This is a genomic window from Streptomyces sp. NPDC048337, assembly GCF_043201175.1.
Taxonomy (GTDB): domain Bacteria; phylum Actinomycetota; class Actinomycetes; order Streptomycetales; family Streptomycetaceae; genus Streptomyces.
In genome coordinates this window covers 465131-491823 of the sequence record NZ_JBICYR010000001.1, presented here as the reverse complement: position 1 = coordinate 491823, position 26693 = coordinate 465131, and the positions used below count along the sequence as shown (strand labels likewise).

At 69.7% G+C, this 26693-nt stretch carries 27 protein-coding genes and 5 pseudogenes; 13 read left to right on the top strand and 19 right to left on the bottom strand.

Features of this window, described 5'->3' with window-relative positions; genetic code table 11:
• Positions 1 to 102: 102 nt before the first annotated feature.
• Positions 103 to 773: pseudogene (locus ACGFYU_RS02460) on the bottom strand (transposase family protein); the annotation flags it as partial.
• Positions 774 to 784: 11 nt separating this feature from the next.
• Positions 785 to 1385 (bottom strand): annotated as a pseudogene (locus tag ACGFYU_RS02455) (IS5 family transposase).
• Between the two features lie 77 nt (positions 1386 to 1462).
• On the opposite strand from ACGFYU_RS02455, the gene ACGFYU_RS02450 reads away from it, so the two are divergent.
• Positions 1463 to 2224, top strand: coding sequence for a maleylpyruvate isomerase family mycothiol-dependent enzyme (locus tag ACGFYU_RS02450; protein ID WP_393825354.1), 762 nt, complete (start codon positions 1463 to 1465; stop codon positions 2222 to 2224).
• 212 nt (positions 2225 to 2436) lie between these two features.
• On the opposite strand, the gene ACGFYU_RS02445 is transcribed toward ACGFYU_RS02450, so the two are convergent.
• From ACGFYU_RS02445 to ACGFYU_RS02430, 4 genes are read right to left on the bottom strand one after another with little or no spacing between them, the layout of a single operon-like run.
• On the bottom strand, positions 2437 to 3354 hold the full coding sequence (locus ACGFYU_RS02445; protein WP_393825353.1) for a hypothetical protein: 918 nt from the start codon (positions 3352 to 3354) through the stop codon (positions 2437 to 2439).
• The gene (locus tag ACGFYU_RS02440; protein ID WP_393825352.1) at positions 3351 to 4247 is read right to left on the bottom strand and encodes a hypothetical protein; all 897 of its coding nucleotides are present in this window, start codon (positions 4245 to 4247) and stop codon (positions 3351 to 3353) included. Before ACGFYU_RS02440 ends, ACGFYU_RS02445 begins: the two co-directional genes overlap by 4 nt.
• Before the next feature lie 10 nt (positions 4248 to 4257).
• Positions 4258 to 4584 (bottom strand): hypothetical protein, encoded by a 327-nt coding sequence (locus tag ACGFYU_RS02435; protein WP_393825351.1) that lies wholly within the window; start codon positions 4582 to 4584, stop codon positions 4258 to 4260.
• Entirely contained in the window at positions 4584 to 4898 is a 315-nt protein-coding gene (locus ACGFYU_RS02430; RefSeq protein WP_393825350.1) for a pentapeptide repeat-containing protein, read from the bottom strand. The genes ACGFYU_RS02435 and ACGFYU_RS02430 overlap by 1 nt, the downstream gene beginning before the upstream one ends.
• Positions 4899 to 5264: 366 nt before the next feature.
• Here ACGFYU_RS02430 and ACGFYU_RS02425 point away from each other — a divergent pair, with 366 nt between their 5' ends.
• Positions 5265 to 6617 carry a tetratricopeptide repeat protein gene (locus ACGFYU_RS02425; RefSeq protein WP_393825349.1) on the top strand — a complete coding sequence of 451 codons (1353 nt, stop codon included), beginning with the start codon at positions 5265 to 5267 and terminating at the stop codon, positions 6615 to 6617.
• Positions 6618 to 6825: 208 nt separating this feature from the next.
• Here the strand turns inward: ACGFYU_RS02425 and ACGFYU_RS02420 are convergent, their stop codons facing one another.
• Together ACGFYU_RS02420 and ACGFYU_RS02415 are read right to left on the bottom strand one after the other, a co-directional pair.
• Complete coding sequence (locus ACGFYU_RS02420; RefSeq protein ID WP_393825348.1) at positions 6826 to 7506, bottom strand: alpha/beta fold hydrolase; 681 nt, start codon at positions 7504 to 7506, stop codon at positions 6826 to 6828.
• A gap of 1 nt (position 7507) precedes the next feature.
• Positions 7508 to 8485, bottom strand: coding sequence for an NADP-dependent oxidoreductase (locus ACGFYU_RS02415; RefSeq protein ID WP_393825347.1), 978 nt, complete (start codon positions 8483 to 8485; stop codon positions 7508 to 7510).
• A gap of 102 nt (positions 8486 to 8587) precedes the next feature.
• Here ACGFYU_RS02415 and ACGFYU_RS02410 point away from each other — a divergent pair, with 102 nt between their 5' ends.
• Positions 8588 to 8827, top strand: a complete 240-nt coding sequence (locus ACGFYU_RS02410) for a nuclear transport factor 2 family protein (RefSeq protein ID WP_393825346.1) — start codon at positions 8588 to 8590, stop codon at positions 8825 to 8827.
• A 94-nt stretch (positions 8828 to 8921) separates the two neighbouring features.
• On the opposite strand, the gene ACGFYU_RS02405 is transcribed toward ACGFYU_RS02410, so the two are convergent.
• Complete coding sequence (locus tag ACGFYU_RS02405; RefSeq protein WP_393825345.1) at positions 8922 to 9761, bottom strand: alpha/beta fold hydrolase; 840 nt, start codon at positions 9759 to 9761, stop codon at positions 8922 to 8924.
• Positions 9758 to 10351: a TetR/AcrR family transcriptional regulator gene (locus ACGFYU_RS02400; protein WP_393825344.1), complete on the bottom strand. Its 594-nt coding sequence runs from the start codon at positions 10349 to 10351 to the stop codon at positions 9758 to 9760. Before ACGFYU_RS02400 ends, ACGFYU_RS02405 begins: the two co-directional genes overlap by 4 nt.
• A gap of 141 nt (positions 10352 to 10492) precedes the next feature.
• On the opposite strand from ACGFYU_RS02400, the gene ACGFYU_RS02395 reads away from it, so the two are divergent.
• The 3 genes from ACGFYU_RS02395 (at position 10493) to ACGFYU_RS02385 (ending at position 12312) form a co-directional block, all read left to right on the top strand.
• Positions 10493 to 11293 carry a TetR/AcrR family transcriptional regulator gene (locus tag ACGFYU_RS02395; RefSeq protein WP_393825343.1) on the top strand — a complete coding sequence of 267 codons (801 nt, stop codon included), beginning with the start codon at positions 10493 to 10495 and terminating at the stop codon, positions 11291 to 11293.
• Positions 11286 to 11948: a hypothetical protein gene (locus ACGFYU_RS02390; RefSeq protein WP_393825342.1), complete on the top strand. Its 663-nt coding sequence runs from the start codon at positions 11286 to 11288 to the stop codon at positions 11946 to 11948. The genes ACGFYU_RS02395 and ACGFYU_RS02390 overlap by 8 nt, the downstream gene beginning before the upstream one ends.
• Positions 11949 to 12021: 73 nt before the next feature.
• A complete protein-coding gene (locus tag ACGFYU_RS02385) occupies positions 12022 to 12312 on the top strand; it encodes a hypothetical protein (RefSeq protein ID WP_393825341.1) in 291 nt (96 codons plus the stop codon).
• Positions 12313 to 12366: 54 nt separating this feature from the next.
• On the opposite strand, the gene ACGFYU_RS02380 is transcribed toward ACGFYU_RS02385, so the two are convergent.
• The 5 genes and pseudogenes from ACGFYU_RS02380 to ACGFYU_RS02360 all read right to left on the bottom strand — a co-directional run.
• A complete protein-coding gene (locus ACGFYU_RS02380; protein WP_393825340.1) occupies positions 12367 to 12813 on the bottom strand; it encodes a DoxX family protein in 447 nt (148 codons plus the stop codon).
• 96 nt (positions 12814 to 12909) lie between these two features.
• Positions 12910 to 13344: a YdeI/OmpD-associated family protein gene (locus ACGFYU_RS02375; protein WP_393825339.1), complete on the bottom strand. Its 435-nt coding sequence runs from the start codon at positions 13342 to 13344 to the stop codon at positions 12910 to 12912.
• 46 nt (positions 13345 to 13390) lie between these two features.
• A complete protein-coding gene (locus tag ACGFYU_RS02370) occupies positions 13391 to 13804 on the bottom strand; it encodes a VOC family protein (protein ID WP_393825338.1) in 414 nt (137 codons plus the stop codon).
• A 115-nt stretch (positions 13805 to 13919) separates the two neighbouring features.
• On the bottom strand, positions 13920 to 14585 hold the full coding sequence (locus tag ACGFYU_RS02365) for a glyoxalase (protein ID WP_393825337.1): 666 nt from the start codon (positions 14583 to 14585) through the stop codon (positions 13920 to 13922).
• Positions 14585 to 14880: pseudogene (locus tag ACGFYU_RS02360) on the bottom strand (AraC family transcriptional regulator); the annotation flags it as partial. The pseudogene ACGFYU_RS02360 and the gene ACGFYU_RS02365, both read right to left, overlap by 1 nt.
• A 1002-nt stretch (positions 14881 to 15882) precedes the next feature.
• On the opposite strand from ACGFYU_RS02360, the gene ACGFYU_RS02355 reads away from it, so the two are divergent.
• From ACGFYU_RS02355 to ACGFYU_RS02335, 5 genes are all read left to right on the top strand, one after another.
• Positions 15883 to 17919 carry a HelD family protein gene (locus tag ACGFYU_RS02355; RefSeq protein ID WP_393825461.1) on the top strand — a complete coding sequence of 679 codons (2037 nt, stop codon included), beginning with the start codon at positions 15883 to 15885 and terminating at the stop codon, positions 17917 to 17919.
• Between the two features lie 272 nt (positions 17920 to 18191).
• Positions 18192 to 18689 (top strand): hypothetical protein, encoded by a 498-nt coding sequence (locus ACGFYU_RS02350; RefSeq protein ID WP_393825336.1) that lies wholly within the window; start codon positions 18192 to 18194, stop codon positions 18687 to 18689.
• A 37-nt stretch (positions 18690 to 18726) separates the two neighbouring features.
• Positions 18727 to 18990, top strand: coding sequence for a hypothetical protein (locus ACGFYU_RS02345; RefSeq protein WP_393825335.1), 264 nt, complete (start codon positions 18727 to 18729; stop codon positions 18988 to 18990).
• A gap of 315 nt (positions 18991 to 19305) precedes the next feature.
• On the top strand, positions 19306 to 20298 hold the full coding sequence (locus ACGFYU_RS02340) for a hypothetical protein (RefSeq protein WP_393825477.1): 993 nt from the start codon (positions 19306 to 19308) through the stop codon (positions 20296 to 20298).
• Between the two features lie 38 nt (positions 20299 to 20336).
• Positions 20337 to 20804: a MarR family winged helix-turn-helix transcriptional regulator gene (locus tag ACGFYU_RS02335; RefSeq protein WP_393825334.1), complete on the top strand. Its 468-nt coding sequence runs from the start codon at positions 20337 to 20339 to the stop codon at positions 20802 to 20804.
• Between the two features lie 96 nt (positions 20805 to 20900).
• On the opposite strand, the pseudogene ACGFYU_RS02330 reads toward ACGFYU_RS02335, so the two are convergent.
• Positions 20901 to 21222: pseudogene (locus ACGFYU_RS02330) on the bottom strand (MFS transporter); the annotation flags it as partial.
• Between the two features lie 205 nt (positions 21223 to 21427).
• Between ACGFYU_RS02330 and ACGFYU_RS02325 the strand changes: the two are divergent.
• Positions 21428 to 21775, top strand: a complete 348-nt coding sequence (locus tag ACGFYU_RS02325) for a hypothetical protein (RefSeq protein WP_393825333.1) — start codon at positions 21428 to 21430, stop codon at positions 21773 to 21775.
• On the opposite strand, the pseudogene ACGFYU_RS02320 reads toward ACGFYU_RS02325, so the two are convergent.
• Positions 21745 to 21996 (bottom strand): annotated as a pseudogene (locus ACGFYU_RS02320) (IS110 family transposase); the annotation flags it as partial. The gene ACGFYU_RS02325 and the pseudogene ACGFYU_RS02320 sit on opposite strands and share 31 nt — an antisense overlap.
• Positions 21997 to 22717: 721 nt before the next feature.
• Between ACGFYU_RS02320 and ACGFYU_RS02315 the strand changes: the two are divergent.
• Positions 22718 to 23326, top strand: coding sequence for a DJ-1/PfpI family protein (locus tag ACGFYU_RS02315; RefSeq protein WP_393825332.1), 609 nt, complete (start codon positions 22718 to 22720; stop codon positions 23324 to 23326).
• 385 nt (positions 23327 to 23711) lie between these two features.
• Here the strand turns inward: ACGFYU_RS02315 and ACGFYU_RS02310 are convergent, their stop codons facing one another.
• Positions 23712 to 23954 carry a hypothetical protein gene (locus tag ACGFYU_RS02310; RefSeq protein ID WP_393825331.1) on the bottom strand — a complete coding sequence of 81 codons (243 nt, stop codon included), beginning with the start codon at positions 23952 to 23954 and terminating at the stop codon, positions 23712 to 23714.
• Between the two features lie 83 nt (positions 23955 to 24037).
• Positions 24038 to 26491 (bottom strand): N-6 DNA methylase, encoded by a 2454-nt coding sequence (locus ACGFYU_RS02305; protein ID WP_393825330.1) that lies wholly within the window; start codon positions 26489 to 26491, stop codon positions 24038 to 24040.
• Between the last annotated feature and the right edge of the window lie 202 nt (positions 26492 to 26693).

Here is a 26693-nt window from a genome sequence, read left to right as displayed (position 1 = left end):
TCCGGCCTTGGGGAACATCGGGGCAGCCGAAATCGGCTGTCTCGATGTTCCCCAAGGCCGGTCTCCCGTGGACCCCTCAGGTCTCGCATGCGGCGGGAGTCGTTCCGTGAGGGCGAGGTTGTGTAGGCGGGCAACGCCGTGCATCGCGTGGCGCGCACTGTCGCCTCTCAAGCGGCAGTCGCGCAGGATCTTCCAGGTCTTCATACGGGCGAAGGCGTGCTCGACGCGGGCGCGAACCCGTTTGTGGCTCTTGTTGTGGGCCTCCATCCAGTCGGGCAGTTCCTCGCCCGTGCGCCGGCGGTGCGGCATGATCAGCCCGGTGCCCAAGTAGCCGCCGTCCGCGATCGTCGTAGTGTCGCCGACCGCGCGCTTGGCACCGGACTCGACCCAGGCCAGGCAGTCGTTGCGGTTCCCTGGCAGTGGCCGGCCGACCGCCACGACCAGGCGGGTGTCGGCTCAGCACCGTGTCCTTGGAAAGCGCCTGCGCGGGGCCAGCGCGAGCCTGGGGCCGAGGTGGTCGATGACGCGATCGGCGGTGGACGTGGACACTCCGAAGAGCGGCGCGAGTTGACGCAGGGTCAAGTTGGTGTGCCAGTACGCGGCCACCAGTAGCACCCGGTCCTCCAGGGACAGCTTCCACGGCCGACCCCACAGCCCGGCGCGTCGCCGCCCTCGCGGCGTAGCTGCCTCATCAACTTGTCGAAGGCACGCGGGCTCAGTCCGGCGAACGGGGCTACACAGGACGGCTCAGACGCCGTGAGCACACCAGGCACGGCAAGATCACTTACGGGACGACCCTTGGCTTCAGGAATGCCTCGTGGATGTCGTCGCGGATCTCCCAGCGGATCCGTAGCCGTCGGAAGCCGTGGATCCACGCGTTCGTCCGCTCGACTGCCCAGCGGACCGAGCCCAGGCCGGAGCCGTGCGGAACTCCGCGTCGGGCGATGACCGGCTTGATGCCGCGCTGGCGAGCGGGGTGCCGCCTGCGTCGGTGATGACGTGGTGCTTCGAGCCGGGCCGGGCACGGTCGACCGGGCTCGGCCCGGTTTTGGGCCGCCCCGACGGGCCTGGTGGTGGGAGCCGTCGATCACCGCCCGGGACCGGTCCAGCTTCCCGGCACGGTGCAGCTCGGTCAGCAGCACCTGGTGCAGCCCGTCCCACACCCCGGCCTCGTGCCAGTCCCGCAACCGGCGCCAGCACGTCATCCCGGACCCGAAGCCGAGCTCCTGCGGCAGCCACTCCCACTGGATCCCGGTGTGCAGCACGAACAGGATGCCCTGCAGGCAACCACGGTCGTCCAGTGGCAGCCGGCCGGGACGGCGCGGACGCCGCTGCCCGACAGGCAGCACCGGCTCGATCCGCCCCCACAGGTCATCCGGCACCATCCACGGTGGACCGTTCCCCAGCTGACGGCCTGGAAAATGGGGTGCGGTCGGCTGAGCTGGGGTGATAGGTAAGCGATGTGACAGAGAGTCTTGAGTATTCCGCCCTGCTGCAACTGATCGACGAGCGGTCGGCCGCGTTCCGGAGTGCGGTCGCCGCCGCGCCCAGCCTTGACGCGCCGGTGCCGTCCTGCCCCGAGTGGACGTTGTTCGATCTGGTGCACCACCTGGGTACGGGCCAGCGCTGGTGGGCCGCGATCGTCGCCGCGGGCCCGGCCCAGGCTCCGCCGGCCAAGGATGCCGCGGAGGTGCCGCGCGAGCTCGAGGCGCTGCTGGCCTGGTACGCCGAGTCGCACGAGCTGCTGCTGAGTGTGCTGCGCGAGGCTGGCCCGGAGCGCGAGTGCTGGGCGTGGTGGGCCGCCGGCGTGTCGCCGGCGAATGCCTGGGGCGTTGCCCGGCGCCGGGTGCACGAGGTGCTGGTGCACACCTACGACGCCCAGCTCGCCGCAGGCGCCGTGCAGCCGATGCCGGCGGACGTCGCGATCGACGGCGTGGCCGAGTTTCTCGACACCTGCAACTCCACCCCGGCGGCCTGGCCGCACGAGGCCGCCACCATCCACTACCACGCCACCGAGGGCCGCTCCTGGCTCCTCGCGCTGGACGGCACCGGCGCCTGGCCCGCACCCCTCACGGACGACGCCGCGCCCGCCTCCGCTTCGGCCACGGGCACGGCCGAGCAGCTGCTCCTCTTCGTCTGGGGCCGCCTCACGCTGAGCGACCTGAAGATCGATGGCGACCAGCAGGTGTTCGAGCAGCTGATCGCCTGGGAGCCCGAGGAATAGCCGGCCAACCCCGCCAGCGGACGGCCTCGATGACGTCGGCGTCGGTGAAAATGCTGAACAACTCCGCCTCCGCGCGGCGGACGGCCAGTACGGCCTCGTACAGCTCGGCCCGAGCACCTCCCGCAGTACTGCCGACTCAGCCAGGAAGGGGATATGGCTGCGACCAGGCTTTCTGCGAGGTGCTCTAAGCCCCCAGCCCAGCCGGGGCTTCGTCAGCCAGCGGCCTCAGCGCCGTCCCGACCCTGCAACAGGTCGAGCAGTGCGTGGGAGATGCGCAGCCCCAAGCGTCGGTCGTACCCGTCGTAGCCTGGCATCGGATTGGCTTCCAGGACCGTGTAGACGCCGTCGTCCCCCACCATGAAGTCGAACCCGACGAAGGCCAGACCGCTCAAATCCCGGTATGCCAGGCAGTGTTCGGCGATGTCGTCGGGCACCCGGGCCGGGGCGAACGTCTTGACGCCCTGGCAGTACTGGTAGTTGACGCCCTCGCATTCGATCCGCTCGGATATGTGCTCAGTGCCGACCAGGTGGGTACGGACATCCGCACCACGCACGCGCTCCTGGAACAGCACCGGGCTACGGGGCAGCAGCCCCAGCTCCGCGACCTGGCCGGGTTCGAAGGCCGACGCCACCGTCTTCTCACCGCTGGCGCCCTTGTAAACGGCCTCCGGCAGCGCACCCAGGAATGCATGAGCCTCCCCCTCGTCGTTGGTGAGCAGCGACGCCGGCACCCGGAAGCCGCACCGGCTGAGCAGACCGAGGTGGTACGCCTTCGCCCAGTTGCTCATGTCGGAGCCGGGGCGATTGACGACGAGCGTGTCCACGGTCGCGAGGGCCTCCGTGAGCGCCCTGAGGCGCGCTGCGGCGGGCGCGCGGTCCGGGCCGTCGAAACTGTCGACGGCATCGATCAGCCGAGCGTAGATCCCGGTGATCCCGGCGTCGGGCAGGTCCACCGTCAGCGCTCCGGTGCTCAAGCGTCCGCATCGGCTCCGGGCGTCCCACCAGTACGTGCCGGAGCGCATGAACATCACGCTGTCGAAGAAGAGGCAGGGGACGCCCTGGTGCCGTGCGCTGCGCACGGTGTGCACGATCGTGCGGTCATGGGGTGAACCGATGATGAGAACGGTCATCGGACGTCCTCCGTCTCCGTCTCCGCCTCCGGACCGTGGCCGAGTTCGGTGCAGAGCTGTTCGTGCACTGCGTCGGAGATGTCCCGGTACCACGCGAACGGCGGGACGGGCAGGATGCGGCTCACGGAGAGCCGGTGCCGTTCGTCGGCGACCAGGGCGACGGCGAAGAAGCGGATGCCCTGTCCGTACAGGGCGGCGGCGAGGCCGCTTACGAGCTTCCGGTACGACTCGGCGCCCACGTCCACACAGGGCTCATTGAGGACGGTGAAGGACCGGTGCCCCACGCACAACTCGATGACGTACGCACTGGACGGTGCGAACAAGGCGCGGAGATGTGCGGTGGTCCCCGGGCCCCCGGTGCTTCCCGGGTCGAGAGCGCCGGCTTCGGTGACGACCCGCCGCTCGTGGGTCAGCAGGTCCTCTACGTGGAGCTCGGGTGACGCGCGGCGTGCCCACCCGTCGAGCAGCCTTCGGCAGTCGGTCGTCCAGCACTCCCGGAGCACCGTCGACGGTTCGAGACGGCGACGCAGCTCGGGGTCGTCGGGCCATGCCTGCGGGCCCGGTCGGTTGACGACGTTCGGGAGGAAGGCGCACAGAGACCACAGTGCGGCGCGATACTCGTCGGCGGCGAAGCGGGCGTCCGGGCCGTCCCGGCCGGCCGGCACGAGCGCCCACGGGTTCCGGACGAACACCGCCACCTCGTCGCCGTGCAGCGTGCCATGCCCGGGCAGACGCAGTCGGACCCGCGTCCGGCCGTCGGCCTCCATGCGCACGGCGAACGCGAGTCGGCCGGGGTCGCGGCAGACCGCATGCGCGATCGACCGGCGTGCCAGAAAGCCGTCGAACGAGTCCACCGCGGGATCGTCCGGGTCGGCCCCCAGTAGCAGGATCATCCGCGTCGGGCTACATGATCGGACGGATGAAGGCCTGCACGGGCGGCATGGAGCCGTATACCACCCTGACCTGGGTGTCGCAGGCTTCCTTGCCCGTGTCGGAGGTCTCCTTGCCGGTCCCTTCGCTCTGCTCCTTGCCGGTGCGTGCCTGTGCCTCGTCGAGGATGCCGGCCAGGAAGCGGCGTTCCACGCCGTCCTGCTTGTCCCCGACCTGCTCCCCGCGGGCCACCGCGGCGCGGATGGCCTCCTCGATGCCGACCGGTTCGACGTCGTGGGTACTGGCGAGATCCGGACGCAGCTCGGGGTGGATGAAGATCATGGGTGTGGGTGTGGACATCAGTGAGCCCCTTCCCCCCGTGCGATCAGGTCCCCGATGCGCACGCCGTCGATGATCAGACCTCTGAGGTCGCAATTCTCGATGACCACGTCGCGCAGCGAGCAGCCCACGAGGCGGCTGCCGTCCAGGACGGTGCCGGCGAACGTGGTGCGCTGGGCTTTGCCGTAGAGGAACTGGGAGTCATCCAGGGCGGACTCCGCGAACAGCGAGCCGAGGAATGCGCTCTCGTGCCAGGTGCTCTGTCGGACATCCGCGTTGGTGACATACATATTCGGTGTCAATGTTGCGCTGTCAACCGCTTGATCGAGCCCCATCTCGCTCTCCTTCGACGGAACTTCATATTCTTATCGTCACCCCCGGTCGGTGGGCCCGCCAATCGGAGCGCAGCGCGGAGCGCGGGGGCCACGGCGCCCCGTGAGGGAGACGTCGCGGCCCCGGTCGTGCCCTGGTCCTTTGCGGCTGCGGGGCCAGGTCGTCCCAGCGTGTGGCCCGGGCACCGTTCAAGGTGACACGGTGCACCGGCTGCCCCTGCCGGTCGGACTGCGTGACGGTCAGGTCCGGATGCTCCTCGTCGGGCTTCTCCGCAGGGTCCTTGCGCCAGCTGGTGCGGAGCGTCCTTCCAAGTACGCGGTATTCGGCGCTGGTGGTGATGTCAGAGGGAGCGGCTACGGTGTGTCGCTGTGGACGCTGCTGATCTTGACTATCGGGCCCGGACGCAGTCTGGCTGCGTCCCACCGCATCTGGTCTCCCGGCTACTCGAACTCGGCCATTCCGAGGAGGTGGGGTTTTGGGCCGTGCATGGGGAGTGGTTCTGCGCGCGGGAGTGGACCCGGCTGCTCGGTGAACAGGGCCGACGGGGTGAGGCGCTGGAGATACTCGCCCCGTATCTCGCTACGGGCTGGTGGACGGCCATCAGGACCACGGCAGAACTGTTGGAGAGCTGGGGGCGGGCCGACGAGGCCATCGTACTGACCCGAGCTCGTATGGAGGTCGGGCATCCGCTGGCACTGGAGTTCTATGCGCGATTGCTCGCCCGGCATGGCCGGAGCGACGAGGCGTTCACTCTGCTGCAGCCACACATCGACGACTGGTTCCTCGCTGCGGCCCTGGTTGACGTCGCGGCGGACGCCGGCCGCGACGAGGAGGCGGCAGCTCTGCTTGCCGCCCGGATCCCGGATGAGCATCGTTGTGCCACTCCGTGGTGCTGCCGCGGCCTCGATCCCGACACGGCGATCGGCTTGCTCGCCACGATCCGCGAACGCCAGGGCCGTATCGACGAAGCCATCTCCCTGCTCCGCACCCGGGACACCAACGCGGTCAACGGTCGGGACCAGTTGGCCGATCTGCTGGCCCGTCACGACCGGACCGGGGAATTGCGCGCCTACGCGGCAGCCGAGGAGCTGAGGTACGCCGCGCAGCGCCTCGCGGAGCTGCTGGAGGAACGGGGTGACGTGGAGGGGGCGATCGCGGCATACCGGCCGACTGACGAACCTGCTGCCTACGACCCCAAATCGGCTGTCGAGCTTGCGCAGCTGCTGGCCCGGCACGGCCGGGGGAACGAAGCGATCGAGGTAGCGCGCGACCAGGCCGATGCCCGCAACGGGGACGACCGGTTCCTCCATTCTCTCTCCGAGCTGTACCTCGACCAGGGCCGACCCGAGGACGGCCTGGCGCACCTCGACGCCCTCGCCACCGCCCGCGGCGGTGAGGAGGAATGGGACCTCTTCTGGATACGACTTCCGCTGATGTCCGCCTGCGGCCGGGTCGACGAAGCGATTGAGCTGGCCCGGGCTCATCCCGAGGGCGGCACATGGTACGCGGCACCACACATTGCCGAGCTGCTCGCCGGCGCCGGACGCGTCGAGGGGGCCGTCGCCGTCCTGCGCCCCCATGCCCCCACAAACAGCCACGAACTGGCCGAGTACCTCATCGAACTCGGCCGCATCGAAGAAGCCGTGGCCGTCCTTCACCAGGACAGGCCTCGTCCGCCACAGCCCTCGGCCACCGCTTGGAGCGAAGATCCCCCGTTCTGAAGATCTACCTGGCTCAGAACCCGAGGGCCGGTCGGCGTCCCGAGTTGACCGCGGCACAATGGGCCCAACCTCTCAGCTTGTTCTGTGAGCCGGCCGGGCTGCGCTGGTCGTTCCCAGGGGCGGCGCAGGTCCTCGGACAGCGGACGTGGCCCGTCTGCCCGGCTGAGGTTCGATTGTCCGTTCAGCATCCCCGCCGGCCGGGCGTGGGTCAGCCGACCTGGTCGGCGGCTGCCAGCAGGATACTGAGCAGCTCGTCCGGAGCGTCCCGCATCACGTTGTGACCAGAGGCCACGGCGTGGGTGCGCCAGGCGGAGTCCTCGCGTAGGCGGTCGTGGAGGGTGGTGAAGGGGGACTGCCCGTCCCAGCCGGTGGCGTAGACGTAGTCCAGGCCGCGGTAGCGGTCCACGCCGCCCTCCAAACGGACGGCCTGGAGCAAGGAAGCCAGCGGGTGGGGTGTGGCCCTGGGGTCGAAGAACGGCAGGGGCGCGCTGGTGTAGCCGGTGTCACCCACGCCGGAGAGGTACCAGGCGCGCTCCTGCTCGGTGACCAGGGACCAGCACGAGTCGCCGTCCTCGGGCACCATCGCGTCGACGTAGACCAGCCCGGCCACCCGCTCCGGGACGCGGTCCGCGGCGCCGGTGATCACCATTCCGCCGTAGCTGTGCCCGACCAGCACGGCGTCGGTGATCCGCTGGTCCGTCAGGAGGTTGACCACGTCGTCGATATGGGTGTCGAGGTTGACCGTGGCGGTGAGCAGGTGCCGGCGGTCGCCCACGCCGGTGAGGGTCAGCGGGTGGGCGTGGTGCCCGTGCTCGCGCAGCCCGCGGGCCAGCGGTTCGAAGGTCCAGGCTCCGTGCCAGGCCCCGGGGACGAGAACGAAGGTGGTCATCTCAGAAGTGCCTTTCCGGGCCGTGAATCCGAGGGATGAAGAACGGTCGGTCGGCGACGGAGAGGACGATCTTGCCGGTGGTGCGGCGTCCGTCGGCGAGCTCGTGAGCGCGGGCGGCCTGGTCGAGCGGCAGCACCGCCTCGATCTCGGGTCGCAGCCGGCCCGCCCCGGCGAGTGCGGCGATCTCGCGCATGCCGGCCTGGTCGGCCTCGACGATCATGAAGGCGGCGCGCAGCCCGAGGGGCCGGGCCTCGTCGGCCAGCCAGGCCTCGGCCGGGGAAGCGAGCGACACCAGGACACCGCCCGGACGCAGGGCGCGGAGCGAGCGTGGCCCGTACGCGCCGCCGATCGCGTCGATGACCACGTCGACCGGTTCGACGGCCGTCTCGAAGTCGGTCTCGGTGTAGTCGACCAGTTCGTCGGCGCCGAGGCCGCGCAGGAAGTCGTGCTTGGCCGAGCGAGCGGTGCCGACCACCCGGGCACCGCGAGCCTTGGCCATCTGTACGGCGAGGTGGCCGACGCCGCCGGCCGCCGCGTGGACCAGCACCCGCTGACCGGGCTGTACGTCGGCGACGTCGACCAGGGCCTGCCAGGCGGTGAGCCCGGCCAGCGGCAGCGCGGCGGCCTCCACGTGGCTCAGCCCGGCGGGCTTGCGGACCAAGTGGCGGGCCGGGGAGGTCACGTACTCGGCGTAGGTACCGGCGGGAAGCGGGTGGCGTGGCAGCCCGAACACCTCGTCGCCGGGCGCGAGCGTGGTCACCCCCGGCCCAACCGCGTCGACGACGCCGGAGACGTCCCAGCCGAGCCGGACCACGGCGCCGGCCAGACCGCCCGAGGCCCGGTGCCAGGAGTCGGTCGGGTTGACCCCGGCCGCGTGCACCCGCACCAGCACCTCGGCCGGTCCGGGTTCCGGGCGTGCCACCTCGACGAGCCTCAGCACCTCGGGGCCGCCGAAGTCGTCCTGGCCGATCGCACGCATGGTCATCCTCCTTGGGGATACGAGCCGTTCCGGCTCGACTGGTTCGAGTTGCGCCGCCGCCGGAGCCGGAGGGCTCCGATCGCCCCGTACTCCGCGCCCGATGTGGTGCTGCATCAGGCCGAGGCCCTGCCGTGCGGCGGCATCTGGCGCGGGCTCACGGACCTGGAACGGTTGTTCCTGGCGATGAGCCGCGCCTGGGAGTCGTTCGACATGGTGGAGCAGGAGTTCCTCGCCACGGGCGAGACCGCGGTGGTCCTCACGCGGGTGCGCGCCCGCGCCCGCACGGGCGGCCGGGAGCTCGCCTTCCGGATCCTGCAGACGATCACGGTCAGGGACGGGTGAATCCCTGAGGTCCGCCCGACTCTACCGGGCACACGGCGGCCATCTCCGCCGCCTGCGCTGCACCGCGGAGGACCGCTGAGGCCAGGCCGGGGGCTTATCGCACCGTCGCGGGCGCGCCGCTCAGGACCTCCAACAGGCGGTGGCCGAACTCCTCCGGGCAGTCGGTGTAGCCGCTGTGATCGCCGGGGAATTCGGTCACGGTGAGGCCGAGCCGCTCGGCGAGGGCGGCGGCCGGCAGGTACGGCAGGTGACCCCGGGTCTCGCGGCCGGCGGCCAGCACCAGGCGGTCGGCGAGGGCCGCAAGGGCCGCCACGTCGGGCACGTGCGCGGTGAACTGGCGCAGTTCGTGCTCCATGAACACCGGGAAGTTGGCGCCGAGCCGGGTGACCATCGCGGCGGCGCGCGGCGGCAGTTCGGTCGGATCCGGCAAGGGCTTGAGGGTGCCGCCGATGCCGGCCACGAAGTGCGCCGCCGCCGCGCCGAGACCCTGCTCGTGGAAGATCCCGTACACCTCCTCGAAGAACCCCTGCCGAGCCTCCGGGAGCAGGCCGGCGCACGGCGGCTGGTCCGCCACCACCAGGTGGAGCCGCTCGGGGTGCCGGGCGAGCAGGTCGAGGGCGACGATCGCGCCCGAGCTGCTGCCGTAGACGTAGGCGCGCTCGCCGGGCGGCGTGAGGCGGGTGAGCAGACGGTGCGCGTCCTCGCTCTGGACTTCGACTCGCTGGTCCACGGGCGAGGGGGCGTCGAGGTGGCTGCGGGAGTATCCGCGGGGATCCATGGTGACGACGGTGAACCGCTCGGCGAGGGTGTCTGCCATGCCGTCGAAGACGGCCGCGTCACCGCCGCCGCCCGGGAGCAGCAGCAGGGTTGGGCCGCGTCCGCGCACCTCGTGGTACAGGCTCGCTCCGGGCACCTTCAGCATTCCGGTGATCACGACCGGTCCTCCTTCTCAACGATGGACGGCCAGCAGGTGAGCAGCACGTGCAGCGCGTCGATGGTCCGTTCCCAGGAAGCGGTCACGTCCCGGGTGTGCCCGAATCCGCCGATGGATTCGAGGCTGCTGAAGCCGTGGAAAGTGCTGCGCAGGAGCCTGACCGCGTCGGTCAGGTCGGGCTCGTCGAGCCCGTAGGCGCGCAGCATCCCGTAGGTCAGTTCGATGTTCCGCAGGTGACCGGGCGATTCGGCGACCCGGTCCGGGGGCAGCTGGATCTGGGTGGCGGCGTAGCGCCCCGGGTGTTCCAGTGCGAACTGCCGGTAGGCGTTGGCGAAGGCGGCGAGCGCGTCCTTGCCGGAGCGGCCGGCGACGGCCATTGCGATGCGGTCGCTCTGCTCCCCCGTGGCGAGTACGGCCACCCGCGCCCGCAGGTCCTGGACGTTCCTGACGTGCGAGTAGAGGCTCGCGTCCTTCACGCCGAAGCTCCGCGCGAGCGCGGACACGGTGACCTTGCCGAAGCCGACCTCGTCGGCGAGATCGGCCGCGGCCCGGGTGACCCGATCGGCCGTCAGTCCAGCACGCGCAGCCATGCCACAACCCCTTTCCTAGGACCTCTAGGCAAGATCCTAATAAGAATAGGATCGAGACGCAAGGCCACGAAGGTTCGTGTGGTGGAAGGTATATGACGTAGACTCAGTTTATCTCGTATGCAAACCTTAGCGGGGAGCCCTGTGACTCAGAAGAACCGCGCCGACCATGCCGATCGCTCCGACCTGCACGCGGTCGCCGATCTCCTCTGGCGCACCAGCACCGAGCAGGCGGTGGGCGCGTCCCGCCCCCGGCTCAACGCCACACTGATCGTGGACACCGCGATCGCCCTCGCTGACACCCAGGGACTGGACGTGCTCTCGATGCAGCGGATCGGCGCCGAACTCGGTTGCACGGCAATGGCGCTCTACCGGCATGTCCCGAGCAAGAACCACCTGCTCGCGGCGATGACCGACCGCGCCGTCGGTCGGCCGCCCGCAGCCTCCCCACCCGGCGATCCGTGGCGCGCCGAGATCGAGTCATGGGTAGACGCGCTGTGGCGCCGCTACCTGCGCCACCCGTGGATGCTGCAGACGCCCACGCTGAGCGCCCCGGTCGGGCCGAACGAACTGGCCTGGTTCGAAGCCCTCCTGGCGCCCCTCCAGCGCGCCGGGCTGGATCGCGCCGAGCTGATCCCGCTCGCCACGTTCGTCTCCAGCGCGGTCCGCGATCTCGCACGCGTGGCCACGGAACTCGACCCGACCTCCGCTGCCGTGTACGGCGAGGTCCTGACCCGGCGCCTGGACCCGGACCTCTTCCCCCTCCTCTGCTCGCTGGCGGGCGAGGAAGGACTCGACGAGACGGAGGACGGCGACGTCACCCCGATCGTCAGCCACGGTCTCCAACGCCTGCTGGACGGTGTGGAGGCGCAGGGCGCCCGGCACACCTCCCGCACCGCCCACCCCGCCAGCTCCACCCGACGGAAGGAAGCAAACCATGGATGACCTGCGTATACGCCGCCTGACGGCCGCCTGCGGCATCACCGCCGGCTTACTCGCCGCAATCGGCGTCCCCCTCTACTTCGTCCACGCCGGCCCGCCACCGGCGACGAACGTCCTCACCAGAATCCTGCTCAACATCCTGACGTGCGGCGCGCTGCTGGTCTTCCTGGCCGGACTGCGTCACCTGATTCGCAGCGCCGGCGAGCGGTACGAGTGGCCGGCCTGCCTGGTGTTCGGCTCCGGCCTGGCCTACATCGTCGTCACCCTGACCGCCGCATCGATCGAGGCAGGCACCGTTCTCGAACATCCCGGCGGCACACTCGACCCGACCGTCGACGGCACCCTGGCCCACGCGAACATGCTCCTGCACGGCTCCGTCGCCCGGCTCCTCACCGCCATCCTGCTCGCCACCGCCGGATACGCGATCCTGCGCAGCGGCGCACTGCCGCGCTGGACCGGGCGCCTCGCCCAGGCCGTCGCCGTGGTCAACCTCGCATTCGTGCCGTCCCTGTTCTTCGGAACCGACGCCGCCGACTTCTACAGCGCAGTCGGCTGGGGCAACACCGCCCTGACCGCCGCCCTCGTCGTCTACTGGGCCCTGGCGGTCGGCATCGCGGTCATCCGAACCTCGCCCCGACCCCCGGCCCGCCACGCCTGACCATCCGGTCCCCGCTCCCATTTCCCCTCCGCCGAGGGCTCCGGCTGCCCACCAGGCAAAATTCCAGGGGCCGTTGAAGCACAAGAGATCAACTGGCTGTGGCCAGGAGCTCGGCAGAACGCTCGGCTGGGGTTTCCCAGCCGAGCGTTCTGCGGCGCTGCGGGCCGCGGCCTCCGCCGCGGACGGCCCTCGCGCCCGGGTCACCGCCCTCGCCCGCACCTACCTCGAGTTCGCCGAGCGCAACCCGGCGGTCTACGACGCCCTGCTGGAGACTCTCGGCGAGGTCGCCGGCGACGGCGTCCAGCGGCAGAGCAGGCCGACGAACGGGCCGTGCCCCCCGCCGGGCGGCCCAGCGTGCGCATGAGATCGGCGCCCGGGCCAGCGGCAGGGCGATGAGGCCGCCGCGGGTCGGTGCAGGTCAGGGGTTCCCTCTGAGGTGGTGCACCCTTGTCATTTCGTTGGATGGACGTGGTGTTCGGGCCGTCGGCGCGGTAGGAGCCCGCAGGAGTTCTCGCCAGTCGGCGGGCCAATTGGCCAGCGCGAGGATGCCCATGATGAGAAGGTGGGTCGGCGCGGCCCAGCTCTCCGCCGCCGGGTCGTGGTTGACGACGTGGGTGGTGACCGCGCCGGTGAGCACGAACATCAGCGTCGTGGCACCCAGGAAGCGTGTTCGCTTGTCGGGGATCACCAGCAGGACGGCGGCTGTGCCTTCCAGGGCACCGACCACGAAGCGCATCCACGACGGGTGACCCCAATCGACGAACTTCGCGGAGTACGCCGAGCTGAATACCGTGTCGCCCGGCCAGTACTTGGTCACGGCGCCCAGCGCGAACTCGAAGGCCAAGAACCAGTACAGACCGGCCATGGGTCGCTTCGACATGCTTGTCCCTTCGGGGGAATTGGGCAGGGTCAGGCCGCCGCACGGCGATTGCAGTGCCGCCGGAGTCTTCGCTCCCGGGGGTCAGCCCCGCAGGGTGGCGATGGCCTTCTCGATACGCCGTCGGCGCGTTTCGGGCCTCTTCGCGCTCGCGATGGCGCGCACATGCTCGTGCTTGCGGCCATGGGCAAGGTTGTCGTACGCGGCGCGGGCGACCGGGTCGTCGTCCAGGGCTCGGGCGAAGTCCGGGGGCTCGACGACGACGCGCGGCTCGGTGTCGAGCTCCAGCTCGACCTCGGCCTCCTCGCCGATCGCGACACCCGCGGCCTGCCGGTTGGCGTTGCTGAGGCCGAGCAGGTGGCGGCCTCGCATGATGGCGACCCGGCTCTTCCAGGAATGCCCGTTGACCGTGATCGTCACCGGCGGCCGAGCGCCCCCGCCGAGCGCTGCTACCACCTCGGGCGGAACTTCCAGGCCCCGCATGGGCTCGGGTGGCTCGACGTGGGCCCGAAACTTCATGATCTTCCTCCTGTTGTCCTGCCGGCTGTGAGGCAAGAGATCGCGGCTACTCGGCGTAGGGCTGGTCGGTTCCCTGGGCGCTGTAGCCGAGACTCCAGACATAGCCGTCCGGGTCGGCGAAGGTGCCGCCGTACCCGCCCCACGGCAGAGCCCCGGCAGGCTTGAGGATCGTGGCACCGGCCTTCCGGGCCTCCGCCATGATCTCCTCGACCCGTGCCTCACTGCGGACGACGTAGGTCAGAACAAGCCCGCTGAAGCCGTTGCCTTCCGGGTCCGTGCCCACCTGGTCGGCCAGACCCTCGCGACCGTAGAAGCCGACCGGCGAGGCGCCGTCCGAGTCGAAGAACACCGAGATGCCGTAGTCGTTCTTGATCTTCCAGCCGAGCCCCTCGGTGTAGAACTGCTTGGCCCGGTCCATGTCCCGGACACCGAGGAGGATGGAGCTGACGTGCGCTTTCATGCCTTACTCCTTGCTCTGTGGATGGTGGATGTATGTGTGCCGGACATCCGGGCCGAAGCCCGGATGTCGCATCGGCGCGTGTCCGCCGGTCAATCGGTATGACAGGGGCCGGGAGTCAGGACGGCGTGGGGGCGAGCGACGCGGCAGCCTCCCAGGCGAACCCGTCCGGGTCGGTGAAGGCGTCGGCGGTACCGCCGAGGACGATGCGGTGCGAGCCGGTGCCGGCGGCGGGGACTCCGAGGTCCTTGGCCAGGGCACGGCGCTTGTACAGCGCCAGCTTGACGGGGCTGGCCTGACCGGGGGCGAACTCGGCGTACTTGCCACCGAAGCTCTTGGCCACGGTCAGGCCCTGGCCGGCATAGAACTGCTTGGTGGCCTTCACGTCCTCGACGCCGATCAGCAGGACGACCTCGTCGATCTCGCGGGTGGCGGGGCCGGTGTCCTTCTTCGCCGAGGTCGCGATCTTCCAGATCGTCCCGTCCGGGGCCTGGACGACGCCGCCGTAGCCCCACAGCGACTTCGCGGCGGGCTTCAGGACCGTGGCGCCGGCGTCCACGGCGGCGCCGACGAAGCCGTCGACGGTGGCCGGCCCGGACACCGTGAGCGCCAGGGTGAAGCCGCGGAATCCGGTGGAGGGCGCCTCGGACGCCCGCAGGCGTACGTACGTGTCCACGCCGAAGGCGCTGTAGAAGCGGCGGGCGGCCTCGGGATCAGCCACCTCAAGGGTGACGGACGCGAGGGACGTGTTGGCTGCGGTGGAGGTGGTGGTTGCCATGACCATCACGCTAGGGGCTGCGCGGCGGCCGGGGCTTCTCGATTCCTGACCGGCTTGAGACGTGCTTCGCCACGCACGTCGGCATCCACTCCACCTTGATCGCCGACCCCGCATCGCGGGCCGTACCCGCAGCATCGGGAGGGTCGGCCGCCGCATCCGCCGCCTGACGCCGGAAGGCCCCGGGCGGCATGCCGATCAGCTCGGTGAGGCGGGTGGTGAACGTTCCCAGCGATGGGCAGCCGACCGCGAAGCAGACCTCGGTGTCGCTGAGGTCGCCCCGCCGCAGCAGCGCCGTCGCCCGCATCTGTGGGCACCGCTACACCCGCCGCCCGCGGCAAGACCCGTCGGCGCAACGGACCGCGCGGACCCGCCGCCCCCGCGCCCGCGCCGCCATCGCCGCGGTAAGCCCAAGGGGCCACGGGATGATCTTGAAGTTCTGGCGGCTTGCCACGGGGTCTCGGTCCCGAGGGTGCTGACGCGGTTCTCGTACCAGCGGCGGGCCTTGCGTTGGGGCGGGATTGCCGAGCGAGCAGCTCGCTGAACTTCGGCCGTTGGAGCGGGTGGAGGCGGCTGGAGGCGCCCGGGTCCTCCTCGAAGACGACCGGGGCCTCGATCCCGGCCTCGTCCAGGACGAGGTTCTGACGGTCGGTCGACTGCTGGTTGGTCGGGACCCGCTTGTAGACCAGGTTCGCCATCAGGGCCCCTTCCGTGCTGGGGATCGGACCGTATCTGTCGTCAAACCCTGTCATCAATCACCATCGGATCTGATTGGATTCGAGCCGCCGCGAACCCCCGGATTGCACGAGTTCATTGGACGCGGAGGCCGAAGATCGGCGGATCCAGGTTGGGCGGGGCCGGGTCGGATGGTCCGAACACGGACGGGCCTCCCGCCGGGCGGCGCGGCGGCGAACGGGGAGAGTTCACCGATCCGTTATCTGGGCCCATTCTGTGCGAGTCCCCTCGGTCGGGTCGCCCGACCAAGCGACCGGATACCCCCTGGCAGTGAGCTCGATGGCGCCGGTCGCCTCGCCGGATCTCTCCCCCCTTCCCGAGCGCGGCCGAACACCGCCGGCATCCAAGGACGGGCTCGCCCATAAGGCAGGCGGGCATCGGGAGCGCAATCAGCGATATACGGAACGACGGAATGCATGATACGCAGCCGTAGGGCCATAGCTTCACCAAGTAAGTCAAGACTGATCTTTAGGGGACATTGACCGTATGGTGTGGCTCGAGTCGAAGGAGCCCCCTGTTGTCGAACATAAATGATCCCGCTGTGCGTGCAGTTGACTCGGAGCGCGATTATGTGTCCTCCCTATATGAGTTGCTCACCGAGCGGCTTTCCGAGGCGCGAGTACACCGAGCGAGTGTGCTGAAGGCCCCGGCGGAAAACGCCGGTGAGGCATACGAGAGAGAAATCGCCGCCGAGCGTCTGGCAAAGGAAATCGGCCGGCTGGAGGGCGCAGAAAAGGGGCTGGTCTTCGGGCGCATCGACTGGACGGATGGCACGGCCCTGCGCATCGGGCGGATCGGACTGCATACGGAGGAGGATGACCTGCCCCTGCTCGTGGACTGGCGGGCGAACGCGGCGCGGCCCTTCTACGAGGCGACACCGGTCCACCCGATGGACCTGCGGCGGCGCCGGCACCTGCGCCTCGAGGAGCGCACGGTCGTCTCGGTGAGCGACGAACTGCTGGACGGGACCGCCCCGACCGACGAGGACGTCGTGGGGGACGGCCCGTTGGCCGAGGCTCTGTCGGCAAGGCGTACGGGCAGGATGCACGCGGCCGTCGCGACGCTGCAGGCCGAGCAGGACGAGATCGTCCGCTCCGCCCACCGCGGGGTGACCGTGGTGCAGGGCGGGCCCGGCACCGGCAAGACGGTGGTCGCCCTGCACCGGGCGGCCTACGTCCTGTACGCGTTCCCGCGCGCCGCGGAGGAGGGTGTCCTGGTGGTGGGCCCGAACGCCCGGTTCCTCGACTACATCTCCCAGGTCCTTCCCTCGCTCGGAGAGAACGACGTCGTTCTGGCGACCTGCCGGGAACTGGCCGGAGTGTCCTCGGACACGGTGGACGCGGTGGACCCGTTCGATACGGCGCGCCTCAAGGGCAGCTCCGACCTCGCCGACGCCTTGGCCGGCCTGCTGCGCGTCCACCAAGCCCCCGCCGGTGACTTCACCGTGCGTGTCGGACAGGAACTGGTTCGCCTCTCCGGTGAGGAAGTCGCCACGGCACGCGACGCCGCCGTGGCAGCCGTACCGGGGCACAACCCCGCGCGCCAGGTGTTCAAAGAGCTCTTGGTCGACGCCGTCACCGACGCGATGCAACGAGACATGGGCGACCTCCTGGAGCAGATCGACGCCGATGCCGAAAGGATGACGGGCATCAACCTCGACCGGTTCACGGGGGCCGCCCAGCGCCGTGCCGAAGGTGCGGCCGACCCGGGTCCGGTCCACGAGCTGGACCTGGACGTCATCCGAGCCGATCTCCTCGACGACGCCGGCGTCGACCGAGCGGTCGAGGTGTTGTGGCCGCGGCTGGTACCCGGTGACCTCGTGAAGGCGCTCCTGACGAACGCCGGCGCTCTCGCCGAGTACCTGCCCCGCCTGACCGCGCAGGAGCGGTCCCTTCTGCTGCGCTGTCCGGACGACCCGTGGACCGATGCCGATGTGCCGTTGCTGGACGAGGCGGCGAGCCTGGTCGACGGCCCTCCCGAGCGGACGTACGGGCACGTCGTCGTCGACGAGGCGCAGGAACTGACCGCCATGCAGTGGCGGATGATCGTCCGCCGCTGCCCGTCGAGGTCAATGACGCTGGTGGGTGACTTCGCCCAGGCAGGCCCGGTCGCGACAGCACGCGACTGGAAGGAAGCACTGAGCCCCCACGTCGGACCGCGGTTCAGACTGCACAACCTGACCGTCAGCTACCGCACCACGCAGGAGATCCTTGAGAGCGTCCGGGACCTGCTCACGCGGATCGCTCCCGACCAGAAGCCCACACGGTCACTGCGAAGCGGTGAGAGCCCTCGCACCGTGACCACACCTCCGGACGGGCTGGTCACGGCCGTCGTTCAGGAACTCCGCGCCCAGAGCACGGCGCACCCGGGCGAGCTCCTGGGAGTGATCTGCGCGGACACCAGGGTGAGCGAGCTGACTGCCCAGGGCGTCGCTCACCACGCACGCATCGTGCCGGCGTCCGAAGCACGCGGCCTGGAATTCGACGGAGTCGTCGTCATGAACCCCGAGGAAATCATCACGGCTCGCCCCGGTGGGGAAAGGGACTTGTACGTAGCCCTGACCCGGGCGACCAAGCGCCTCCGCACCGTCACCGTCCAGCCCGCCTGACGGACCCCGGTAGGGACTGGCCCTGGGTGCAGCGTGCACGGTGGTGGCTTGACCCCGGAGGCGTTCTGCCTCGCCCGGCGTCCTCGGCGAGCCCGATCTCCATCTGGTGGGCGGGCAGCTGCTTCGAGTACGGGTCCGGCTGGGCGTTGAGGAGGAGGGGGTGCCGGCCGCGACGTCGCCGGGAATCCAGGCGCGGGTTTCGCGTCCCTGCCGGGTGGCAAGAATCCGCCTGCCGGCGTGCGGGGGCTGGCAGGCACCGGGGGGTGGCGGGGATGGGGAGTTCGTCGATCGACGAGCGGTACGTCGTGGGCATCGGCTGCAGGGTGAGCGTTGAGTCAGGGCCGTCCGTGACCACGGTCAACTGGAGCGTCTCACACCTGCCGCCGGGTGGCGCGCAGCGGCCCACCGGTGAGGACCAGACCGTGGGCATCACCTGCCCCCGCTGCTCGCGCGAGTTCACGGTCCGCGTGGAGAGAGCGGCCAAGGCGCGGCGCAAACAGCTGGTCTACCGGGCGGTGGGCTGGCTCCTCCTTCTCTCGCTCGTCATCACCGTCCCCACGCTCTTCCACCTCGGCGGCCAGACCGTCGAAGAGGGCGACACGAGTGCCACCAACACCGTGGGCGTCTACTTCGGGCTGGTCGCCCTGGCCTTGATCGTAGGCCCGTCTTTCCTGTTCGCCGCAGGTCATCACGACGGGGTGAAGAGGCTCAGGCTCGTGAGGGGAAACGGATCCGAGAGCGCCGTGGTCAAGGGGCACCGACTGTTCTGAGCGCGGGACGCTCACCGGGGGTCGGGCCGGGAACGGGATGCCCGGGTTCCTCCTCCAGGAGGAACCCGCTCGCTCCTCGTTGGCGGCACGCCACATCGCCGAGGTCGTGCGTCAATTGCTGGAAGAGGGCTGGGAGATCAACCCCGAGGGCCTGGACCGCGTCTCGCCCTGCCTGACCGAGCACATCAGCCGGTTCGGCGACTACAGCACCCACGAGCCGGCCATCAAGCCCGAGGCGTACGACCCGGAGCTCGACGTCGACTTCACCCCGCTCCGCGACGACTTCGCTGAAGCCGCCTGACCAGGAATCCCGTGTACCCGTTCGGCGTAGCGCCGTCGCCACCGACCAAGTCCCTCGCGCATCGAACCACCAGCTCTGTTGCGGCCGCGGGCATACGGCACCACCGGCTTCTTCAGGGATCGGTTGGTGCCCATGAGCCACAGCTGAGCACTGGTTTCGGTCAGCGTCCGTAGACCGATCCCGCCGGGCCCGAGATGACACCTGGTTACATTCCAAGGAATATTGACCTCGCGGGCAAACGTGCCACATGATGCATTCCAAGGAATGCAATGTGCTGGCCGAAGGCCTGCGCCGCCCCACCAGAACGGATCCCCCATGTTGACGCGCGTCCGCAAACTCCTGACCCATCGAAGCGTCCAGATCGCCCTGACGCTCTGGGCGCTGGCCGACATCGCCGTCGCGCTTCTCCCCCGAGGCACCCTCGACCAGGCCGGCGTCACCGCGACCGGCATCGCCATCGGAGCCAACGTCAACCTCGTGGCGGTCTTCGTACTGATCGGGGTCACCTATGCACTGACCCGCAGACGCACCGTCCCGGACCTGGCCGCCCGCGCCCCTGAGCAGCGCGTCGCCGCGCGCGAGGTGGGCGGGCTCCTGGCCTACGGCATAGCGGCCCAACTCGGAGGCGCGCTCCTCGGCCGGTTCCTCGGCGGGCACCCGATCAGCTTCCACCTCGCCGGCACGCTCTACGGCCACCAGCACGTGACGCCGTACGAGGCCTACACCTGGGCCGTTTACAACTTCGTCTGCTACGCCCTTCTGCCGTACCTCTACTTCAGGCGGCACTACTCCGCCACGAACCTGAACCTGCGCTCGTCGAACCGCCGCAACGACTTCCTGGTGATCCTCGTGGTCATGATCATTGAATCGCTCAATGAACTCGGCGGTCTCAGCTCCGCGATCCTCAGCCTGAGCCCCGGGCAACTACTGGTCGGCGCGCCGGTGACCTTCGTGCTCTACCTCTTCGGCTCCGCGCTCCCCACCATGATCTTCATCTACGCCATCCTGCTGCCCCGCTACCTCAAACTGACCCGGTCCGTACCGGCCACCATCGTGCTCGGCGGCCTCACCTACGCACTGCTTCACTTCTTCGAGGCCTGGACCGTGTTCACCTCGCCGACCGCCACCCTGCTTTCGGTGGTCCTGCTGCTCCTGCAGTACTTTGGCCCCGGCATGGTCAAGGCCGTACTGACGCTGCGGACAGGGAACGCCTGGGTGCACCTGTGGGCCTACCACGCACTGGCCCCGCACACGTTGGTCGACACTCCCCATGTCGTCGAGATCCTCAACATCGGGCATCCCGCCTGATCCATACGGACCACACGCACGAGAAGGGACACGCGCGCATGCCCAGGCAAGCCGGCCGACCGCCCCGAGCCCAGCAGCAAGGACAGGCCGTTCGCGAACTGGCCGTCGTACACCAGCTGCTGACCACCAGGCTCAACCGGGCGCTGCGTCCCCTCGGTCTCACCATGACCCACACCAGTCTGCTGTTCCACCTCGCCGGCACATCGCGCCCCTGCTCCGTCAACGAGATCGCCGCCGCGATGGAGGTCAACCAGCCTGCGGTCTCCAAGACCCTGCGTACCCTCGCCGAACGCGGCGCCGTGAGCGTCGGCACCGACGCCGAAGACGCCCGGCGACGCACCGTGGAACTCACCACCGCCGGGCAGGACCTGCTCCACCAGGCCATCAGCGCCATGCACCCTGAGGCCGGCGCCGCCCTCGAGCCACTCAGCGACGGCGACCTCGACACCCTCCTCACCCTGCTCCACGACGTACGGACGCACCTCGACACCCTCCGCGACACGTGACCGAACCACCACAACGACCGGCAACCGAGGTGATACCGACGCCCGGGTGCCTCCGCCGAGCCGCATGCCTGGCCGTCGCCCAGACCAAGTGCGGTTCGTCTCCGGCAGAAGCGCGAAGCGGCCCAGGCTGAGCGGGGCGATGCCGGTCAGGGCCCCGCCCAGCACCCCCGGCCGCCCAGGTTGCAGCAAACCGAGACCCCGCGCCCCGGATGCGCGGCTCGTACAGCTCTGGCAGGTAGGCCCCGACCACCGCGAACATCGACGCCATGGCCAGCAGCGCGCCCGCGAAACCCATGGTCACAGCAGCGGATCGGCCGTGCGCAGCAACGCGACCAGCGGGAACATCCACTGGGCCGAGGCGGCGCAGGCCAGCCAGGCACAGCGGGCGACGTCCGTAGCGGTCGCCCGGGAGGCCCATCTCCTTGCAGACCAGCAACCCGCCGCCCCACCAGCGCCTGAGCCCTCGTGATCATCGCCGCCCCCGCGTCCGTGTCACTCCGGTCGGTACGGATCGCCGGCTCCTGCACCGCGACCCCCAGCAGCGTCGCGGGAAACCGGGTCGCTGCGGCCGGCCGCTGAACGTCCCGGGGGTTTGGTCAGGGCGGTGGGGCGAGGATGGTGCCATGACGATCTGGTTCCGTGCCTATTACGAGGATGAAGATCTGTGGCAGTACTTCGAGGCGGATGGTGAGGGCTGGGCGGTCCGTCAGGTTGAGATTCGGGGGGTGGATTCGCGGCCGGTGACGGCCGCGTCTCTGAAGGAGGTCCTGCATCTGCGTGATCACTGCGATCGGGCGGCAATGAGCCGGTACGAGCAGCAGTACGGAGTTCTGGCGGACGGCAGAGTCTTTGACGGCTGGGAGGACGAACTGGATGCCGATGAGCTCTCCGTTGAGGAGTTCGAGCAGGTGTGGGCTCGGGCGAGGCAGGCCCTGGGCGGTCAGGCTGACGTAGCGGGTCTCGGTTCGTAGAAGGTGCCGTCGCGGAGCATCGCGAAGAGCACGTCGGCCCGTCGTCTCACGAGGCAGAGCAGGGCTTGGGCACGGTGTTTGCCTTGGTTGATCTTCTTGTCGCAGTAGGCCCTGGAGGCCGGGTCGGCCAGGGCTGCGAACGCCGACAGGAAGAAGGCCCGTTTGAGCCTTTTGTTTCCTCTCCAGGACGGTTGCTCACCGCGGATCGCCGAGCCGGCACGGTCGACACCCGTAAGACCGTCGTCACGAGCTGGTACGGCCCGGGAGGAACCGAGCGCCTCACCTTCGCCGACGTCACCGATTCCGATTCCGATTCCGATCGCGTTCGCGTTCGCTACCGCCATGCCCAGCTCGTCGGCGTCGCGGCGGACGGCACTGGATACACCCCGCTCATCGGGGGCACGCCAACGCGGTCGTCTGGTCCGGCAGCCTCCTCTACGTCGCCGGCACAGGCAGTGGCTTCGACGTTTCGACACCGACCGCATCTGGCAGACCGACAGCAACAGCTACGTGCTCCCCCGCGTCGGAAGCTACGCGTACACCGGCACCGGCATGGGCTGCGGCAGCTACGCCGGCGTACCGGAACGGCCCTGCATCACTGCCGCTTCCCTCGACGTCACCGGTCCCCAGCCCGCCCTGGTCACGGCCGAAGCCCATCGACCTCGCCACCGGTGTCCTGAAGGCCGACGGCGACCACCTGTGGATACTCAACGAACGCACCGGCGCACGCATGGTCCACCGCATGTCCTGGCCCATGCCCTCACGCAGCGCAGGAATGGCCGACCTCACGACCGATTCCTCCGTGTGAGCGGACGTGCTTCCAGCCCGAGGCGCATACCGGACTGGCTTTGCAGGCCGGCAGGCCACTTGCCGCACATTGGCCCTGGTCCGCCGAAAAGCGTGCGAAAGAGAATCGAGAATCTGTTGATACGTGGAGGAACCATGCCGCAAGTAGCCGTCGTCACCTTCGATGGGTTCAACGAGCTCGACAGTTTCATCGCGTCCGCCCTGATCAACCGGTGCCGCAAGGACGGCCTGGAAGCCTTCATCACGACGCCGACGCCGCAGGTCACCTCGATGAACGGCGTCGAGGTGGCCGGGCAGCGCCCGATGGAGTTCGTGACGGAGGCAGACGTCGTACTGATCGGCAGCGGGATCAAGACGCGAGAGGCGGTCGCCGACGAACGGCTGCTCTCCAGGCTCCCGCTCGACCCTTCGCGACAGCTGATCGGCTCGCAGTGCTCCGGCGCACTGGTGCTCGCCCGGCTCGGGCTGCTGAACGGCGTCGCTTGCACGGACCAGAAGAGCCGGCCCTTCGTCGAAGCCTGCGACATCACCGTGCTGGACCTGCCGTTCCACTCCGAGGGGAACATCGCCACCGCGGGCGGCTGCCTGTCCTCCCAGTACCTCGCCACCTGGGTGATCACCCGGACCCTCGGCGAGGACGCCGCGCACGACGTCCTCGACTACGTGGCCCCGGTCGGCGAAAACCAACAGACCGTCGAGCGCGCCCTGAACGTAGTCCGGATGGGCGAAGTCTCACTGCGCTAGTCCGCGGGCGAGGTCTTCATGTTCCAGCGGTCAGCGCGGGGCTTGCCACCGCGTCCTTTCCGCTGTGCCGCCCCGGAGGGAGGTTTCGGCCGCAGGCTGTCTCGGACCCCGCGGAGGCGGGGAGCAGAGCTGGACGATCACAGGCCCGCCGAGGATCACGGGGTCATCCCCCGCGCACATGCGGGGAGCAGGCTTGATGGCCTGGGACTCTACGGGCACCAAGCCCCGCTGCAGAGCACTTTCGTAAAGTCCGGCAAATCCCCGTATCGGGCGCAAGGCGCCCTCCCCTCTCCTACCAGGCCGATTGCCCGGACCGCGCTCACTCGAAGCAGTCGTCCGGGCACGGGAAGCCGAAGTTCCCGTCCCCGGACGGACACGTGCGCAGCTAGCGGCGCTTCCGGAGTTGCAGTACGGCAGGTACGGCGGCCAGGCACAGCCCCGCCGCGGTCGCGAAGCCGGTTCCGCCGGAGCGGATCACCTCCGGGAGGCCCGCGCCCGCAAGGCTTTCCACGAGGCCGGCGGACAGGCCGACGGACAGGGAGAACAAGGTGATGATCAGCAGCCAGAGCGCCCACACGGGCAGAGCGGGAGCGGCATGGAGGTCAGTGAGGTCGTCGGAGGCGGTCACGGCGGTGTTCCCTTTCGATCGGGCAAGCAGGGGTAACGCAGGGCAGGGCAAAGCAGGCGGGCGGGGGGACAGGTCGCGGGTGGTCACGTTGCACCGGTGTCGGCGGACCGCGGTGCGGGGGTCATCAGTTGCTCCGTGAGCAGGACGCGAGACCGGGTAAGGGCCGCCGCCAGCTCCTGGTGGGCGCGGGCTTGTTCCTCCAGGCTGTCGAGCAGCTCGGCGATCCGGCGCTGCTCCGGCAACGGAGGCAGCCGTACGTCCATGCCGCCGAGGGACGCGGTACTGATCGACGACGCCGCGGTGGCGGCCGAGCGGTCCTCGACCCAGGCGATCGCCTCCGGGCGGCTGAGCCACGCGAGCAGGTAGCCCGGATCCACCTCGAGGTTCGGTTTCACGCGCAGCCGGATCACGTTCGGGCTCATCAGCCACCCCTCCTGCGCCGCCGACACGAGAGCCGGCCGCCCGACCTTGCCGGAGCGGACGCACAGGATGTCTCCCCCCTGGAGCCGGTAGTCCTTGCAGCGGGCCGCCAACTCCGCGGAGACGCGCTCCTCTCCGGTATCGGTGACGCGCCCCACCTTCAGATGCCGCGGGAACACCACCGGCACCTGGCCATGGGGCCCACGGTCCTTGCTGCCCACCCGCGTGAACGAAGGGCCGGCCTTGATCTCGCAGAGCTTGCCGAGCGTCGTGGCGGCCCACTTGACCTCGTTCAGGGCCTCCGGCGTGAGCGCGCTGCGCAAGGAGGCCGCGTGCGCGCCCACACTCTCGCTGTGTTCCCTCAGGAACTCGACGTCCGCCCAGGCCTGCGATGCCTCCGCCTCGGCACGACCAGCCTCCCGGTCGTCCCGCGGCTCCTTCGAGGTGATGTACGTAAGGGGATTGAGCGAACAGCCCTGGTCCAGGAACTTCTGATGGTCCACCAGCGCCCACGGCACGCGCGGCAGCCCGTCCGGACCGTCGTACCGGAAGGGGTCCTGGCGGCCGACCCCCTCCAGGTACGTGTCCAGGACGAGATGGAGGTCTTCCTCTCCCAGAACCCGTCGCGGCCCCTTCTTGGCTCCGAGGTGGCGTGCGTCGAGGAAGAGCACGCCGGCGCACGGATCCCCGGGATGACGCAGCAGCCACACGGACACCGGCACCGCCGTGCCGCTGAACAGCTTGGCCGGCAGCGCGATGACGCACTCCACGACGCCCGCCTCCACCATCGCGCGGCGGATCGCCGTCTCCACTGCGCTGCCCGAGTTGCCGGCCTTGTTGGGCATCACGATGGCTGCCCGCCCGCCCTCGCGGAGCGAAGCGAGCGCGTGCTGCGCGTAGGCGAGGTTGTCGTTGTCCAGCGGTGGCGCGCCGTACGCCCATGTCCCCGAGCGGCAGGCCTCCCCCGCCGAGTCCTTCATGTTGAACGGGGGGTTGGTGAGCACCAGGTCGGCCCACCCGCCGCCGGCCCGCGCGCCGGCCCACGGCGCCTCGCGCTTCAGGCGCACCCCGGACCGTACGCCGCACAGCGCCAGGTTGAGACCCGCCAGGAGCGACGCGTCCCGGACCGTCGTCTCTCCGAAGACGGCGACCGGTTTCCCGGCGAGGGGATGGTGCCGGAGCAGTTCGGAGACGGCGACCGACTCCGCGAGGAACTCGCCGCCGCGGACGTACGGGTCGTAGACGACCTGGGCGACACGTCCGAGCGAGGTGCGGGCGAGTGCGCCCATGAGCCGCACGACGCCTTGGGGGGTGAAGAACTCACGGCTGCGCAGCCGGGCGTGCGTCTCGTACTCGTCGATGATCAGCTGGAAGGCGTTGCCGTCCAGCGTGCCCACCAGCTCCACGACCCGCGCCAGATCGGCCGCGCGCCGGGGCATCAGGTGCGACAGCGCCTCGGTGAAGCTGCGCAGCATGCCCAGGCGCTGCACCTCGTCGTCCACCGTACGGCCGATGTGGTCGAGCAGATCGCCGCCGGCTGCTCTTGCTGCCCCGGCCCGGGCGACCGTCAGCGCCTTGCCCCGCAGCTCCTCCCACCGGTCGCGGCGGGTGACCTGCAGGAAGTGGAGCGCGGCGAGCAGCTGGACGAAGCTCACCATCGAGCCCGAACCGCGCACCTGATCGGCGAGGGGCCCCATGAGCTCCCGCACGACCTGCCGGTTGCGCCACTCCGACGGATCGGGGGCTGCGGACCGGACCGGCTGAAGGCCTGCGGTGGGGACAGCCGCGGAACGGGACTGCCGCTCCTTCGTCTTCGTCTTCGCCTTCGCCGTCTCCTCCGCATCGGCCACGCGACCGCGGGCCCGGGCGCCGTACGTGGCCTCCGCACCCTCCCCCGGTCGCCTCAGGTGAAGCGGAACCGGACGGTCGTCGAGCCAATTCAGGATGTCCGACCGGAGGAAGTACCCCGTTCCTCCCGCCTTCCTGGGCGAGGGGAAGTCCGTCGAACGGCGTTCCCAGGCCGTGACGGTCGGCCGTGTGACATCGGCCAGCCGCGCGATCTGACTGCGTGTGATGTGAGGGTCGTCGCCGTCGTAGGGCGCCTTGCTGCTCTCCATGCTGCTCCCCTTGAACTGTGCCCGGAGGACGTTCCGTTGATGAGGAACGTACGGGGCGGCGCCTTGTGATGTCATGTGCGCACTGCGGGTGCGCACATAGTGGTGTCTCCGTGCGCCGCCTCACACCAAGCGGAGGGATGTTCTGAAATGCCAGATTAATGGGAAGTGAGGAGACCAAGGGGAAGGTTTACACGAGAGGTCT

Coding starts and splice junctions, on each gene's coding strand:
- ACGFYU_RS02370 (WP_393825338.1), bottom strand. CDS start 13,804: ATGAAAGCGCACGTCAGCTCCATCCTCCTCGGTGTCCGGGACATGGAC.
- ACGFYU_RS02415 (WP_393825347.1), bottom strand. CDS start 8,485: ATGCGTGCGATCGGCCAGGACGACTTCGGCGGCCCCGAGGTGCTGAGG.
- ACGFYU_RS02305 (WP_393825330.1), bottom strand. CDS start 26,491: ATGGAGAGCAGCAAGGCGCCCTACGACGGCGACGACCCTCACATCACA.
- ACGFYU_RS02400 (WP_393825344.1), bottom strand. CDS start 10,351: ATGGCTGCGCGTGCTGGACTGACGGCCGATCGGGTCACCCGGGCCGCG.
- ACGFYU_RS02335 (WP_393825334.1), top strand. CDS start 20,337: ATGCCCAGGCAAGCCGGCCGACCGCCCCGAGCCCAGCAGCAAGGACAG.
- ACGFYU_RS02365 (WP_393825337.1), bottom strand. CDS start 14,585: ATGGTCATGGCAACCACCACCTCCACCGCAGCCAACACGTCCCTCGCG.
- ACGFYU_RS02340 (WP_393825477.1), top strand. CDS start 19,306: ATGTTGACGCGCGTCCGCAAACTCCTGACCCATCGAAGCGTCCAGATC.
- ACGFYU_RS02325 (WP_393825333.1), top strand. CDS start 21,428: ATGACGATCTGGTTCCGTGCCTATTACGAGGATGAAGATCTGTGGCAG.
- ACGFYU_RS02380 (WP_393825340.1), bottom strand. CDS start 12,813: ATGGCCGGTCTGTACTGGTTCTTGGCCTTCGAGTTCGCGCTGGGCGCC.
- ACGFYU_RS02315 (WP_393825332.1), top strand. CDS start 22,718: ATGCCGCAAGTAGCCGTCGTCACCTTCGATGGGTTCAACGAGCTCGAC.
- ACGFYU_RS02435 (WP_393825351.1), bottom strand. CDS start 4,584: ATGTCCACACCCACACCCATGATCTTCATCCACCCCGAGCTGCGTCCG.
- ACGFYU_RS02375 (WP_393825339.1), bottom strand. CDS start 13,344: ATGAAGTTTCGGGCCCACGTCGAGCCACCCGAGCCCATGCGGGGCCTG.
- ACGFYU_RS02345 (WP_393825335.1), top strand. CDS start 18,727: ATGCCCGGGTTCCTCCTCCAGGAGGAACCCGCTCGCTCCTCGTTGGCG.
- ACGFYU_RS02420 (WP_393825348.1), bottom strand. CDS start 7,506: ATGACCACCTTCGTTCTCGTCCCCGGGGCCTGGCACGGAGCCTGGACC.
- ACGFYU_RS02440 (WP_393825352.1), bottom strand. CDS start 4,247: ATGATCCTGCTACTGGGGGCCGACCCGGACGATCCCGCGGTGGACTCG.
- ACGFYU_RS02445 (WP_393825353.1), bottom strand. CDS start 3,354: ATGACCGTTCTCATCATCGGTTCACCCCATGACCGCACGATCGTGCAC.
- ACGFYU_RS02430 (WP_393825350.1), bottom strand. CDS start 4,898: ATGGGGCTCGATCAAGCGGTTGACAGCGCAACATTGACACCGAATATG.
- ACGFYU_RS02390 (WP_393825342.1), top strand. CDS start 11,286: ATGGATGACCTGCGTATACGCCGCCTGACGGCCGCCTGCGGCATCACC.
- ACGFYU_RS02350 (WP_393825336.1), top strand. CDS start 18,192: ATGGGGAGTTCGTCGATCGACGAGCGGTACGTCGTGGGCATCGGCTGC.